The sequence below is a fragment of the Candidatus Spongiisocius sp. genome, assembly GCF_965221825.1.
GTDB lineage: Bacteria > Actinomycetota > Acidimicrobiia > Spongiisociales > Spongiisociaceae > Spongiisocius.
The window spans coordinates 1,985,042-1,999,451 of the sequence record NZ_OZ244917.1; the positions used below are offsets into that span (position 1 = coordinate 1,985,042).

General features: G+C 65.6%; 9 protein-coding genes. 6 read left to right on the forward strand and 3 right to left on the reverse strand.

What is annotated here, in order from left to right; all coding sequences use genetic code 11:
* Positions 1-48 precede the first annotated feature (48 nt).
* Positions 49-924, reverse strand: a complete 876-nt coding sequence (locus tag ACOQPD_RS09320; RefSeq protein ID WP_420611680.1) for a carbohydrate ABC transporter permease — start codon at positions 922-924, stop codon at positions 49-51.
* A gap of 132 nt (positions 925-1,056) precedes the next feature.
* Complete coding sequence (locus ACOQPD_RS09325; RefSeq protein ID WP_420611681.1) at positions 1,057-2,403, reverse strand: ABC transporter substrate-binding protein; 1,347 nt, start codon at positions 2,401-2,403, stop codon at positions 1,057-1,059.
* Positions 2,404-3,099: 696 nt separating this feature from the next.
* Between ACOQPD_RS09325 and ACOQPD_RS09330 the strand changes: the two genes are divergently transcribed.
* Positions 3,100-6,366 (forward strand): bifunctional proline dehydrogenase/L-glutamate gamma-semialdehyde dehydrogenase, encoded by a 3,267-nt coding sequence (locus tag ACOQPD_RS09330; RefSeq protein ID WP_420611682.1) that lies wholly within the window; start codon positions 3,100-3,102, stop codon positions 6,364-6,366.
* 97 nt (positions 6,367-6,463) lie between these two features.
* Here the strand turns inward: ACOQPD_RS09330 and ACOQPD_RS09335 are convergent, their stop codons facing one another.
* Positions 6,464-7,975 carry a PucR family transcriptional regulator gene (locus ACOQPD_RS09335; protein WP_420611683.1) on the reverse strand — a complete coding sequence of 504 codons (1,512 nt, stop codon included), beginning with the start codon at positions 7,973-7,975 and terminating at the stop codon, positions 6,464-6,466.
* Between the two features lie 98 nt (positions 7,976-8,073).
* Between ACOQPD_RS09335 and ACOQPD_RS09340 the strand changes: the two genes are divergently transcribed.
* From ACOQPD_RS09340 to ACOQPD_RS09360, 5 genes are read left to right on the forward strand one after another with little or no spacing between them, the layout of a single operon-like run.
* Positions 8,074-9,135 (forward strand): DUF917 domain-containing protein, encoded by a 1,062-nt coding sequence (locus ACOQPD_RS09340; protein WP_420611684.1) that lies wholly within the window; start codon positions 8,074-8,076, stop codon positions 9,133-9,135.
* Entirely contained in the window at positions 9,132-10,748 is a 1,617-nt protein-coding gene (locus ACOQPD_RS09345; RefSeq protein ID WP_420611685.1) for a hydantoinase/oxoprolinase N-terminal domain-containing protein, read from the forward strand. Before ACOQPD_RS09340 ends, ACOQPD_RS09345 begins: the two co-directional genes overlap by 4 nt.
* A 46-nt stretch (positions 10,749-10,794) precedes the next feature.
* On the forward strand, positions 10,795-11,940 hold the full coding sequence (locus tag ACOQPD_RS09350) for a sugar ABC transporter substrate-binding protein (RefSeq protein WP_420611686.1): 1,146 nt from the start codon (positions 10,795-10,797) through the stop codon (positions 11,938-11,940).
* 4 nt (positions 11,941-11,944) lie between these two features.
* Entirely contained in the window at positions 11,945-13,456 is a 1,512-nt protein-coding gene (locus tag ACOQPD_RS09355; RefSeq protein ID WP_420611687.1) for a sugar ABC transporter ATP-binding protein, read from the forward strand.
* On the forward strand, positions 13,453-14,409 hold the full coding sequence (locus tag ACOQPD_RS09360) for an ABC transporter permease (protein ID WP_420611688.1): 957 nt from the start codon (positions 13,453-13,455) through the stop codon (positions 14,407-14,409). The genes ACOQPD_RS09355 and ACOQPD_RS09360 overlap by 4 nt, the downstream gene beginning before the upstream one ends.
* Position 14,410 lies beyond the last annotated feature (1 nt).

Sequence of the window (14,410 nt, forward strand, 5' to 3'; positions counted from 1 at the left end):
ACTATTCTCGAGTACATGACGCTTGGCAGGCTCGAGTCACTACGTTGCTCACTTCGCCCTCGATACGCGGAGTGAGTAGACGCTTATGACCAGCAGGAACAGGGCGAGCAGAACGGATATTGCTGCCGCATACCCCATCTTGTTGAAGCGGAAGGCATTCTCAAAGATGTAGAGCACAACGACCCGAGTGGCATTGATCGGCCCCCCTTCGGTGATCAGGAATATGGGCGTAAACACCTTGAAGGCAGTAACTGTGTTCGTGATAAGCAAGAATACGACAGTGCCACGCAGCAGCGGAAGGGTTATATGACGAAATAGCTGCCAGCTGTTCGCCCCGTCCGTGGCAGCTGCTTCATAATAGTTTCCCGGGATACTCACCAAGCCGGCCAGGAAGAACAGCATGCTGAAGCCGACGTTCTTCCAGATCATGAGCAGCGCAATCGAGGGCATGGCCTGCTGAGTGCTGGTGAGGAACGGCTGGGGCGGCAATCCGACACCCCCCAGCAGGCTATTGATCAACCCGCTGTTCGGGTGATACATCAACCCCCATATCACACTCACGACAACCATTGAAGTAACAGTTGGCACCAGTATGATGGTGCGGAGCCAAGCCGGACCACGCCGCACGAGCAGCGCGAGGGCAAGGGCAAGCGCCATTTGTACTGGCACCTCCATCAGAAAGTAAATAACTGTGTTTATGAAAGTAAGCCTGAGCAACGGGTCGGTTGCCGCAGTTTGATAGTTGTCAAGACCAGTCCATGCTGAACTGCCGGACATTAGGTTGTAATCCTGGAAGCCTAGAAACACCGCCTGAATCGTCGGCCAATACCAGAAGACGGCAAGGCCGATGAGAGCCGGCAAGCCCAGGAGCAGTGCGGAACGGTAGTGTTCGATCGCGTGCGCACTAGGTCTCTTTATGTCCATATTTCGGGTCCTTGGAGCATCCGAGGCCTGTCCCACCCCTGAACGGGGATCACGCGGCTTGGATTGACCAGATTGCCGCTCCCCGATCGAATCGAGAGCGGCAATCTGGTGCAGCGCCTACCTGGACCGAGACTACTTGAATTGGGTCAACTGGGCATCGAGCTCAGTTACAGCTGCCTCAACCGCTGCCTCGATGTCCGCACCCTGTGCGATGTCCAGCATCAAGGAGCCGACAATCTCGCCGTAAATCGCGCCGCCAGGACCACCCGGTGCTGCGTAAGCGACCGTGAGCAGCTCATCTTTGAAGATACTAAGCGGGCGTACCTGGAACTCTTCGAGTTCGTTCAGTAATGAAACGCGTGCAGGCATGTCACTCGTTACATCGTAGTAAGCCATGAAGCCGTCGATGCTCGAAAGGAACTGCACGAAGGCCTTTGCCTCTTCCTGATGGTCGCTCTTGGCCGCGACCGTAGGCATGAAGTGGCTGGCGTGGACAATGTGCGTTTCGAGATACGGAATCGGCATGATGTCCCAATTCAGGTCCGGGAACACGTTATTCAGCACGCTGCCCCATGCCGAGAACGAGATCATCGTTGCGGCTTGTCCGTTACCGAAGGCGTCCGGCACGTCGCCTTGAGGAGCGAGACCATGTTCCACATACAGATCCTGCCAGAATTGATAGGCCTCCATGGCCTCAGGAGTGTCCAAGTACCCCGATACTTCTGTACCGTCAGCCGAGAGGGCCATGAACGTGTTCGAGTCCGGTTCGCCATTGCTGCGGATTACCGGCAACGACCATGAGATGCTACCTGGCGGGTTCGACAGGAACACCAGCCCCCAGACATCACCCGCATCGCTCTCCGCGCTCTCCGCTACCTGGGAGACATTCTCCACAAACTCCGGCCACGTCCAGGCTTCCTCCACGGAGGTCGGAGGGTCGATGCCAGCTGCCGAGAACATATCCGTGTTGTAGAACACACCCTGCGTCGATATGAAGAACGGTGCGCCATACATCTGGCCCTCGTACGTTGATTGAGCGACGAGGCTAGGGAGGAAGTCGTCCACATCGGCTTGTCCAAAGATGTCATCCAGAGGAACGATAGCTCCGTTGTATGCGTAGGAGATCACCGCAGAGCTATCGACCAAGGCGACGTCCGCCGGGCTATCGCCGGCGAACTGGACGGGCAACAGACCGCCATATTCTCTGAACGGAACTGATTCCATCTCGATCGTAACGTGGGGATTCATCTCCTGGTAGGCAGCGATTGCGGACTCGAAGCCGGGTCCGCGACCAGCGCCTTCAGGGAACATGAAGCGAAGCGTGACAGGCTCCGCTGCCTCTTCGGCCGGAGCGGTCTCCTCAACTTCCTCAGCCGGTGCTGGCTCCGGTGCTGGCTCCTCATCAGCCGACTGGCAGCCGACAAGGGCTAGTGAAAATATGAGGACAAAGACGAACAGATATCGTAGTTTGGTTTTCATGCTCCACTCCTTTATCCTCGAATTCATGTGGAATCGTCTTGTTTTGCGGCGACTTCCTTTCCTTCGCCTCTGGGCCAAACCTACGTTTCCTTTTAGTCTCCCCGATAAGACTCTTCCGGGTTCTCCATCAAGCTCCGTGTGCCGACTGGCCCGTGGACTTCCAACGGACCTCTCGTCCATAGGCCCAGGACATGAGCAACACAGCCGGTAATCCGATCGTTTGGTCGGAGGCAGATGGGTCCAAAAAACGCTAGCAGGCACTTCGCGAAGATGTATGGTTGGATGGGGCAAAATATTCCAAGAGGTTTGAGGCACCGCTGATGAAGCACCTGTTCGCGATGCCCGGAGGCTTCGATGTCTGATGTTATGTCCGTTCACATGTACTTGACGGCTGTTCGCGGGCTTGGGGGCGGGAGGGTGACTCTGTGAACCGTATAGAGGTGGAGGTTGAACCGGCCCCGGAGAGGTCAACGTGCTCTCACTGTGGGTTCAAGTGTTACCAGGCTGTGCAGGACCAGCGCCGCGAGACGGATCCGTGACCTGGGGTCCACCGGGGGTCGCCCCGCATCTCCCTCTCGGCAGAGCGCCGACGCTCGGGCGAGGCATTACACAGGAGGGCGGTACGGTGACGCCCTAGGCTCCTGTGTTCGGTATTAGTGTCTCTGACGCACAAATAACTTAGTCAAGGAGTGGGGTATGGGAGCCGCGCCGCTTGCCGGCGAGGCGATCCGGCTGGTCAGGGACTGGTTGGAGAGGGCGGCCGCCGCAGAGGTCGAAGCGGACCGGAGATCGACCGGTCCGTTGCAGGAACTCGTGGCCGTGCCGGAGGGCCTGGCGTTCGTCATGCAGTTCGTGGACCGGGTGATGCGTTCCGGGGATGACCGCACCGCGGCCGTCCAGTTGCGCTCCCTGCTCCGGACGGCGCCGCCCCCCGGCTTCCTGTCGCTTCCCGACAGGATGGCATTGCGGCTGGGGGCGGCGCTAGGCCCCCATCTACCACGGGTGGTGATGGCGACCGCCCGGCGCCGGATGCGCAGCCTCGTCGGTCATCTCGTCGTCGACGGCCGGGAGGATCGGCTGCTGGAGTACCTGGAGGGCACCCGCGCCACCGGTTTCGGCCACAACGTGAACCTTCTCGGCGAAGCCGTCCTCGGCGAGGCGGAAGCCGAACGGCGCCTCGTTGCCACCGCCGGACTCATCGACGAGAGCAAGGTCGACTACGTGTCGGTCAAGGTCTCGGCGGTGGCTTCCCAGCTCAACTACTGGGACTGGGAAGGCACTCTGGAACGGGTCCTGGAGCGCCTCAGGGTCCTGTTCCTTAGGGCTATGGCCTCCCGACCGCCCACGTTCATCAACCTCGACATGGAGGAGTACCGCGACCTCCAACTCACCCTCGCCGCCTTCAAGCGACTGCTGTCGGAGCCGGACTTCCGGTCCATGACGGCCGGCGTGGTGCTGCAGGCCTACCTGCCCGACTCCTACGCCGCCCTGCGCGACCTGGTGGAGTGGGCGACGGAACGCCGACGCTCGGGCGGCGGAGAGATCAAGATCAGGCTGGTAAAAGGCGCCAACCTGGCTATGGAGAGGGTGGAAGCGGCGATCCACGGATGGGAGCAGGCTCCGTATGCCACCAAGGCCGAGGTCGACGCCAACTACAAGCGCCTGGTCGATTGGGTCCTGACCCCGGATCGAACCGAGGCGGTCCGGGTCGGCATCGGCAGTCACAACCTGTTCGATGTGGCCTGGGCACACCTCCTAAGCCGTCAGCGGGGTGTCGAACGCCGGGTCGAGTTCGAGATGCTGGCCGGCATGGCATCGGCCCATGCCAGGGTCGTCCGCGACTCGGCGCCGGACGGGAGACTGCTGCTCTACACACCGATCGTGGCGCCCGAGAGCTTCGATGTCGCCATCGGGTACCTGTTCCGCCGGTTGGAGGAGAACACGGCCGAGGGCAACTTCCTGCGTGTCCTATTCGACCTGGCGCCCGACTCGACGGACTTCGACCGGGAGGCCGAGAGGTTCCGCGTATCCGTTTGCAACCGGTCGGTCGTGTCGGAAGGACCTCGCCGACTGCAGGCCCGGCCCGCGCGAAGGGCCTTCGCCGCCGGAGCGAAGGAGTTTCTGAACGAGCCCGACACCGATCCGTCACTGGCCGGCAACCGGGATTGGGCCCGTGGCGTGGCCGCCATGCCGTTCCGTACCTCCGCGGGAACCGTTCTGTCTTCGACCGCCGAGATCGATGCAGCCCTTGAGGGGGCCCGGGCATCCGTCTGGAACGGCTACGAGGCCGAGAAGCGGCGCTCCGTGCTCCACGGGACCGCCGACGAGTTGGCCCGGCGCAGAGGTGATCTCATCAACGCGATGATCCACGAGGGCCGCAAGACCTTCGCCCAGGCGGACGCCGAAGTGTCCGAAGCCATCGACTTCGCCCGCTACTACGGCGACCGGGCGGTGGAACTCGGATCGGTCGACGGGGCGGCATTCCAACCGCTGGGGGTGGTCGCCGTAATCCCGCCATGGAACTTCCCGGTGGCCATACCGGCCGGAGGGGTATTTGCGTCATTGGCGGCGGGCAACACAGCTCTCCTCAAGCCTTCGAGCCGCACACCCCGGTGTGCGGAGATAGTGGCCGAATGTGCCCGGACGGCGGGCGTCCCCGCCGGCGCGCTCCAGTTCGTGGAGGTATCCGACCATTCGGCGCGCCGCCACCTGGTCACGGCGGTCGATGGGGTGATCCTCACGGGTTCCGCGGAGACCGCGAGGCTATTCCAGTCATGGAAACCGGAGTTGCGGTTGTTTGCCGAGACCTCCGGCAAGAACGCCATGGTCGTCACGCCCAGCGCCGACCTCGACCAGGCGGTTGCCGATCTGGTTGCATCGGCCTTCGGTCATGCGGGCCAGAAGTGCTCGGCCGCATCCCTGGTCATCTGCGTCGGTTCCGTCCACCGATCGGAGCGGTTCAGGCGCCAGTTGATCGATGCGATCGAGAGCCTGGTGATCGGCCCGGCTTCCGAACCGGCGACCATGGTCGGTCCCCTGATCGGCCCGGCGGGCGGGAAGTTGCTGCGAGGGCTTACCGACCTCGGGCCGGGCGAGAGGTGGCTGGTAGCGCCCGTCCGGCTGGACGATGGCGGAGAACTCTGGAGGCCCGGGGTGCGCCTCGGGGTCAGGAACGGTTCCTGGTTCCACCAGACCGAGTGCTTCGGGCCGGTGCTCGGAGTCATGCATGCGCCAACGCTGCAAGCCGCGGTCACGATGCAGAACGCCACCCCCTTCGGGTTGACCGGAGGCATCCACTCGCTGGATCCGGACGAGGTCGACTACTGGCTGGAGCGGGTGGAGGTCGGGAACGCCTACGTGAACCGCGGCATCACCGGAGCGGTGGTGCAGCGCCAGCCCTTCGGTGGGTGGAAGGGATCCAACATCGGTCCGGGCGCCAAGACCGGCGGCCCGAATTACGTCCGCCAGCTGGGTGTGTGGTCGAGGGTTGGCGCCGGTGACCTCCTCGCCGAGGCGGCAGCGAGCGACCGCTTCTGGTGGGAGCAGGAGTTCGGGCGGGAGCATGACCGGACCGGCCTCTTCTGCGAGGCCAACGTCTTCCGCTACCGGCCTCTCGACAAGGTGGCCGTCCGGGTGGGGTCCGGATCATCGGATGGCGAAGTGGCAAGGGTGGAGGCGGCCGCGCAGAGATGCGGCGTGTCCACGGTCGTTTCCGATGCCGCGGACGAACCCCATGACGAGTTCGCATCTCGACTTCCCGACCTGGGCGTCGAGAGGGTGAGGACGTTGGGCGTCGTTCCCCGCGCAATCAGGGTGGCGGCCGGCCGCGCCAGCATCCATCTGGTCGACCAGCCCGTCACATCCAGCGGAAGGGTCGAGCTCCCCTACTACCTGAAGGAGCAGTCGGTGAGCCGGACCCTGCACCGTTTCGGCAACGTCGTGGGCCAAGTTCCGGCGCCGTAGCCCCGCCCCGGCTACGGAAGGGATCCGGTGCGGCTGGTCCGGCCGGCCTCCGGATCCGTCGGTGGTCGGTATCCCCCGGCGTTGCCGGCCTGCCGCTTCACCGGCCGGCGCCGACCGGCCAGTGGCTGCGCGTTCTCGCAGCGAGGTAGAGCATGAGTCGATGGTCGGAGTCGGCCGGGTCGAGGTCGAGCAGGTCGTATATCTCGCGCCGTCTCGTGTCGATGGTGTTGCGGTGAACGCCCAGATGGCGAGCGGCCTCCGCCAGGTTCCCCTCATGTTCGAACAGGGCGACGATGGTGTCGATCATCTTGCGCCGCTTGGACGGGGTCATCGAGGCCATGGGCCGGAGGAGGCCGTCGAAGGCTCTCCGTGGCGCATCGGCGGTGGCCCATTCCAGCAGCATCCGTCTCAGACCCATCGCGTCATAGAGGATCGGCCGCGAGACGATGCCGCTGGTCTGGGCATGGGTGAGAGCAGCGCGCGCCTCGGCGGCACTGGCGCGCAAGCCGTGAATCCCTTCGTGTACGCCTCCGACCCCGCACCACAGGGCCGCGGGACGGAGTTCACGATCGATGGACGCGACGAGCGCTGCGGCCGATGTCCTGATGAACGGGGCGGGCAGTGGATCGATCGGGTTGCCGGTCCACACGTAGGTGAGGGTCTCTGCGAGACCCACCGGGTGCCAGGCGCCCTCTCCCCGGTGGCCGGAGAGGGTGTGCCGGGCCAGCCGGTCACCGGCCTCGCGGGTGGCGGCCAGCCGGGCAGCCCGGTCCACCTCGCTCCCGTGGTCTTCGAGAGCGATACGGATCACGAAGTGATTTCCCGCGGGCTGGAACCCCAACTGTTCTGCCCGGGCGATCAGCAGGTCGGAAGTACGATCGGCCAGGATCAACTCGGCCAGCAGGCTCGCCATCGCTCGATCTCGCAGCGGCGTCGAATAGGCAGGACTCATTACCCGCACGGCCGCGCCGGCCATCGCCCGGAGAGCCAGCTTCACGACCGTGTCCGATCCCGGGTTGCCCCGGTCTGCGCCGAACCGGACGACCGGATGCTCCCCGATACGGGCCTCGGCAAGGATCCGGCAGTCCGGATCGTCGCGACGAACGGTCCGGCCGAGCACTCTCGTGGCATGTTGCGCCCAGGCGTCGAAGTCGGGCGGCGTGTCTCCGGGGGTAACGCTGTCCAGGGCCTCGAGCAGGGTCTGCGCCCCGGCCAGGATGTCCACCACGTCATCCCGGAGGGCCGCGTTGAGACGGTTCACCAGTCCACCGAGGTCACAGTCCTCGGAGGCAGCGAGCAGGGCGACGCGGCTCCGCTCGGCCAGTAACCGCGCAGTCGGGGCGATCGGCCGGGATCCACGCTTGAACACCAGGGCCTTCACCCCCCGAGCGGCTGCGTTGCGGATCGCCAGGTCAAGCCGGTAGGTGTCGGCTTCGAGCGAAGCCTCGCCGGTGCATACGCACATGGAACCGGGATGAGCCTGCTTGATCTCCGCCAGTCGTTCGATCAGCGCCACGCTGTGGACGGGGCCTGCGTCCGGATGGCCTCCGGCAAACCGCATCAGGCTGCCGAGGTGGTCCCGGACGAGGAGTTGACCGACCGTCAGCATCGATCCAGTTTAGTAGCACTATGCATAGTTCTGATCTACTGATCGGATATATCATCCATTGTCTCGGCAGCCCAACGCCCTTAGCTTTAGGCGTTATGTTGATCGACGGGCGGGCGGTGGCCGCACTTGCCGCCGGCGCCGGAGTGTTCGGAGGAGGTGGCGGGGGCGACCCCGGCCTCAGCGAGATGCTGGCCGCGCATGCCGTCGCCCTCCACGGGCCGGTGCCGTTGGTCTCCCTGCAGGACCTCGACGGTGATGCCCTGCTGGTCCCCATCGCCTATGTGGGCGCCACCGCCGTCATCCAGGAAAAGCTTCCCAACGGCATCGAAGGTGACCTGATCAAGGAATGGATGGAGCGGCTCCTGGGCCGGCCCGTCGCGGCCTTCATGTCTGCCGAGTTGGGCGGGCTGAACGGGGTCATACCGGTGGCGTGGTGCGCGAGGGCCGGATTGCCGATGGTCGACGCCGATCTCATGGCGCGGGCCTTCCCGGAGCTCCAGATGGTCACACCCACCCTGCACGGTCAGGAGATCAGCCCCGTAGTAGCGGTGGACGAGCGGGGCAACGTGGGCGTGTTCACGACCATCACCAACGAGTGGGCCGAGAAGCTCGTCCGGGCGACCGCGGTAGCGATGGGGGGAACCGCGACGGTCGGCGTGTACCCGATGACCGTCGCCGACGCCCGGAGGGTCGCGGTGCCGGGATCGATATCGCGCTCGATCGAAGTGGGCCGGGCTCTGCTGGCATCGTCGCACGACCCCACCGCCGAGCTGGTCGAACGGGCCGGCGCGGTACGGCTGATCGAGGGGAAGCTGATCGACGTCCACCGGCGCACGAAGGACGGTTGGCCGGTGGGGAGCGCGGCGATCGAGGGGACCGGCCCTGACCGGGGCGATGTCCTCCGCATCGAGTTCCAGAACGAGAACCTGATCGCCATCCACAACGGGGAACCCGTGGCCACGGTCCCCGACATCATCACGGTGGTGGACATCCACACCGGACGCCCGGTGGTAACCGAGATCCTCCGGTACGGGCAGCGGGTGACGGTGATCGCTCTGCCCTGTGACCGGATCTGGAGAACCGACCGCGGCCTCGAGCTTGCCGGACCCCGCCGGTTCGGGTACGACCTCGACTACCTGCCCCTGGAGTCCCGGGTATGAACGAGCGGACAATGTCCGGCCTGCGGCTCGGGATCGATGTGGGCGGGACGAACACCGACGCCGTGGTGCTGGATGCCGGCGACCGGGTGCTAGCCAAGGCGAAGGTACCCACGTCCGTTGACGCCACTGCCGGGATCGGCCGGGCGGTCCGGACGGTCCTGGACAACTCGGGCTGCCCGCCGGCCTCGATCAGCCATGTGATGATCGGCACGACGCACGCCACCAACGCCATACTGGAACGCTCCAAGCTGGGGCGGGTGGCTGTCATCCGGGTGGCGGGGCCCGCCACCCACATGCTGCCGCCGATGGCCAGTTGGCCCGATGATCTTAGGGAATCGGTGGAGGCCGGCAGCATCATCATCCCGGGCGGCGCCGAGATGGACGGCACCGATGTCTACCCGCTCGACGTCGGCTCGCTGGGAGCGTTCTTCGGATCCCTGGACCGGTTCGACGCGGTGGCGATAGTGAGCACGTTCGCGCCGGTCACCAACCGGCACGAAGTCCGCACCCGGGAAGCGGTTATCAGCCTGATCGGCCGGGGCATGCCCATCGTGCTGTCATCGGAGGTCGGCTCGATCGGGCTGATCGAGCGCGAGAACGCCACCATCCTCAACGCCGCCCTGGCCACCGTGGCGGCGCGGGTAACCAGGGCTGTCCAACACGCCATCGCCTCTTGCGGCATCGACGCGGTCACCTACTTCGCCCAGAACGACGGGACCCTCATGTCGCTCGACTACGTGCGGCTGCTGCCGGTGCTCACCATCGGATCCGGTCCTGCCAACTCGATCAGGGGCGCCGCCTACCTGTCGGGATGCGACAACGCCATCGTGGTGGACGTGGGCGGAACATCCGCCGACGTTGGCGTCCTGGCGAGCGGCTTCCCGCGCATCTCCGCCCTACCCGTGGATATCGGCGGGGTCCGCACCAACTTCCGCATGCCCGACCTGGTGTCCATGGCGCTCGGGGGAGGCAGCGTGGTCGGAGGGACACCGGACGCTCCGGTGGTCGGACCGGCCAGCGTCGGGTTCCGGATCGCCGAGGCGGCCCGGGTGTTCGGGGGGGCCGTCACGACCGCCACCGACGCGGCCGTCGCCGCAGGCAGGTGCCGGATCGGCACCCACCCGTCGCCCGTCGAAAATGCGATGGCCCGGTCCGTGATGGACCTGGTCGGGTCCATGATCACCGACGCGGTGGACCGCGTGAAGCTGGCGCCCGGCGACCAACCGCTGGTGGCGGTGGGTGGCGGAAGCTTCCTGATCCCGGACTCCCTTCCAGGCGTGAGCGGCGTTATCCGCCCCCGTCACTACGAGGTGGCCAACGCCATCGGGGCGGCCATCGCTTCGGTTTCGGGCAACATCGACCAGATCTACGACGTGGCCGGGGTGGGCCGGGCGGCGGTGCTCTCCCGCGCCCGTACCGACGCCATCCGCCAGGCCGTACTCCACGGGGCGGACCCCGAGGGCACCGAGGTTGTGGACCTCGAGGAACTCAGCCTCCAGTACCTCCCCAGCTCGCGCCTGCGGATCAGGGCGAAGGCGGCAGGACCGCTCGCTGCGGCCGCCACCTCCCCGGACGGACACGGCCGACCACCGGAGCCCGGAGATTTCTCATGACAGACGACCTGCAAGGAACACCGACCACGGACCGAAGGAGGAACCGATGAAACGATCGAGCACGAGACTGGTATCGCTGCTGCTGGGGTTGGCCCTGGCGGCAGCCGCATGCGGAGGTGACACGGCCGAGCCGGAAAGTACAGAACCACCGGCTACGACCACGACGGCTGCTGCGCCCGAAGATCCGGCTACCACCCAGGCGAGTCCTACCACGACCGAGGCGGAAGCCCCAACGACCACCGCAGCGACCACCACCGAGCCAATAGAGGAGGCTACACCCGAGGAACCGATGGAACCGACTCAGGTCGCCTACCTGTCGGCCAGCTCGGCCAATACCTGGCTGGCGGCCTCCCGGGAGGCGATGGAGAAGCTGGCTGCCGAGAACAACATCGAGATCGTCGAGTTCGACGCCCAGTTCGACCCGGCTCTCCAGCAGCAGCAGTTCCAGGACGCCATCACCGCGGGACGCTACGACGGCATAATCCTGGTCGCCATAGCCGGGGCCGCCGCCATTCCCGACATCCTCGACGCCCTGGATGCGGGTATCGAGGTGGTTGCTCTCAACCAGGTGGTCGGTGACGACCTGGTTACGGCGGAGCCGCAGGTGGAGGGAATGGCCGCAGCCGTCTTCGAGCCCCCCTACCACCGGGGAACCCGACTGGGCGAACTCACCGTGGCGGCCTGCGCGGGAATCGACCCTTGCAACGTGGTCTACTTCTACGGGATACGCGGGATCCCTCTCGACGAAGCGGTCCGTGGAGGATGGGACGAGTCAGTAGCCGGATCCACCGTGACGGTCGCGGCCGAGGCCGAGGGACTGTATCTCGGTCCGGATGTCGCTCTCGACGCCATGCAGGACATCCTGGTCACCGAGTCCGATATCGATGTCGTTGTGGGAGCCGACCAGTCCATGCAGGGGGCCGAGATCGCCCTTACCGACGCCGGCCGGGAAGGGATCAGGATCATCGGTTTCGGTGGTAGCAGCTACGCGGTGGAGGCCATCACCGACGGCCGGTGGTGGGGTGGCCTCTACGGCGCTCCCTACACGGAAGGCCGGCTCGCCATGGAGGCGATGGTCCAGGCCCTCGCCGGAATCGACATGGGCGGGGTCGACACGTCGCTGAACATTCCCAACCGGGGTCTGATGACCCAGGACAACATTGACGAGTTCCCCGGCGAATGGGACGGATGAAGTCTTGGCGGATACGCCGGTGATACCTCACGTCGAGGTGCGCGGTGTCACGAAGCGGTTCGGTGGCACCGTCGCCCTCGACTCGGTAGACGTCGCGGTGGAACCCGGCACCGTGCACGCCCTCGTGGGCGAGAACGGCGCCGGCAAGTCAACGCTGGGCAAGATCGTCGCCGGCGTGTTCGGTCCCGACGAGGGGCGCCTGCTGGTAGGAGGACGGGAGACGACGCTCAGGTCGCCCCGGGATGCCCTGGCCCTCGGGATAACGATGGTCGCCCAGGAACTCTCCCTGGTCCCCAGGCGGCCGGCCCTCGACAACGTCTTTCTGGGGATGGAACACGTCAGGGGACCGGTCATCGACACCGCCGCCACCCGGACCCGCTTTGCCGAACTGGTGGACGAGTACGGGATAGAGGTGGTTCCCGACGAACCGGTGGCCGACCTCTCCGTTGCGGACCAGCAGAAGGTGGAGATCCTCCGCTCGCTCGCCCGCAGCGCAAAGCTGATAGTCATGGACGAACCCACCGCGCGCCTTTCATCCTCCGAGGCGCGCAACCTGCGGACGACCGTTCGCAAGCTGTCCGAGAGGGGAGTGACCGTGATCTACGTGTCGCACTTCCTCGATGAGGTACTGGCCATCGCCGATCAGGTGACGATCATGCGCGATGGAACGGTCGTCCGCACCACCCCGGCCACGGCAGAGTCCCGGGAGAACCTGATCGAAGGGATCGTGGGCCGCAGCCTCGACACGGTCTTTCCGGCGCGCCGGCCGGCGCCGCCAGACCCGCGTCCGGTCCTGTCCGTGGAGGGTCTGAGCCGGACCGGTGCCTTTCACGACGTAGACCTGGAGGTACACGCCGGAGAGATAGTGACCCTGGCCGGACTGGTGGGTTCGGGCCGCACCGGCCTGGTGAGGGTCCTCTTCGGGGCCGAGCGACCTACGGTCGGGACAATGAGGCTGGCCGGGCGGCCCTACCGGCCCCGCTCCCCGCGTGACGCCATCCGGGCCGGGGTGGCGATGGTCCCCGAGTCACGCGCCACCCAGGGTGTCCTACCCCTTCTCCCGGTCAGGACCAACATGACCCTGGCTCATCTGGCCGAATTCGTGGCGTTCGGAGGTGTGGTCCGTACCGCTCGGGAGGCGGGCGCCGCCGAGCGGGTGTCCAAGGCGGTGGGCCTAACCGGCGCCACCATCGAATCGAAGATGCGGGAACTATCGGGGGGAAACCAGCAGAAGGCGGCATTCGGCCGTTGGCTGGTCTCGCCACCCCGGCTGTTCATCGCCGACGAACCGACGAGGGGGGTGGACGTCGGCGCCAAGCGGGGGATCTACGAGCTGCTGGTGGGTCTGGCAGCAGAGGGGATGGCGGTCCTGGTCATCTCGTCGGAGTTGGAGGAGGTTCTGGGGCTGGCGCATCGCATCGTGGTCATGCGCGGCGGCCGGATAGCCGGCGAACTCCCCGGCGAGGGAGCCACGGAGACCGGGGTGATGGGTCTCGCCTTCGGGACGGCGGCGTGACGGCGCCAAGCAGATCGGTTCCCAGGCGGCGCCTGATCACCGACTACGGCATCGTCTGGGTCACCGTCGCCCTGTTCCTGCTGCTGGCGGTCACCACGGACGTGTTCCTGTCGACCGCCAACCTGAGGAACATCCTCGACCAGCAGTCGTTGTTACTGATCGCCGGAGCGGCGGTCACGCTCACCCTGATCGGCGGCAACTTCGACATCTCCGTCTCCGCCTGCTTCATCAACGCCGGCATCGCCACCGCCCTTGCCGTCAACGCAACCGGCTCCGCCCTCCTGGGAGTGCTGGCCGGGATCACAATCGGCGCCCTTTTCGGACTGATCAACGGCGCGGTGGTCGCATGGGTTCGCATCAATTCCTTCATAGCCACGCTGGCCACGTCCTTCGTGTTCTACGGGATCGGGTTCATTCTCAGCGACCGGAGCATCATCCGGATCCAGGATGTCGCCTTCTCGGAACTGGCCCGGGGCCGCTTTCTCGGCATTACCAGGGCGACATGGATCGCGTTCCTGGTGGTCGGCCTTTTCTGGTTGACGCTGTCCAGGACCCGGTTCGGCCGCCACGTGTTCGCGGCCGGTGGCAACCCCGAAGCCGCCCGGCTGGCGGGCATCCGGGTCGAGGTCGTCACACTGACGACGTTCGTACTGGCGGGGGCCGCCGCCGGGCTGGCCGGCGCGCTCTCGGCGTCCAGGACGCTTTCCGTCCACCCGAGCGACGACTTCAGCTTCGTCTTCGCGGTCCTCGCGGCGGTGATCGTGGGCGGTACCTCGATCGCCGGCGGCGACGGAGCGGTGTGGCGTACGGTGTTCGGGGCCTTCTTCATCGCCCTGATCATCAACGGGTTCAACCTGCGCCAAGTGGATCCGATCATCCAGCGACTCATACAGGGAGGTGTCATTGTGGCGGCGGTAGCGGCCGATAACTGGACCAGAAGCCGGAGGTTGTAGG

Bases quoted from the DNA above. Each gene is read 5' to 3' on its own strand.
- ACOQPD_RS09320 (WP_420611680.1), bottom strand. From the start codon at position 924: ATGGACATAAAGAGACCTAGTGCGCACGCGATCGAACACTACCGTTCC.
- ACOQPD_RS09325 (WP_420611681.1), bottom strand. From the start codon at position 2,403: ATGAAAACCAAACTACGATATCTGTTCGTCTTTGTCCTCATATTTTCA.
- ACOQPD_RS09330 (WP_420611682.1), top strand. From the start codon at position 3,100: ATGGGAGCCGCGCCGCTTGCCGGCGAGGCGATCCGGCTGGTCAGGGAC.
- ACOQPD_RS09335 (WP_420611683.1), bottom strand. From the start codon at position 7,975: ATGCTGACGGTCGGTCAACTCCTCGTCCGGGACCACCTCGGCAGCCTG.
- ACOQPD_RS09345 (WP_420611685.1), top strand. From the start codon at position 9,132: ATGAACGAGCGGACAATGTCCGGCCTGCGGCTCGGGATCGATGTGGGC.
- ACOQPD_RS09350 (WP_420611686.1), top strand. From the start codon at position 10,795: ATGAAACGATCGAGCACGAGACTGGTATCGCTGCTGCTGGGGTTGGCC.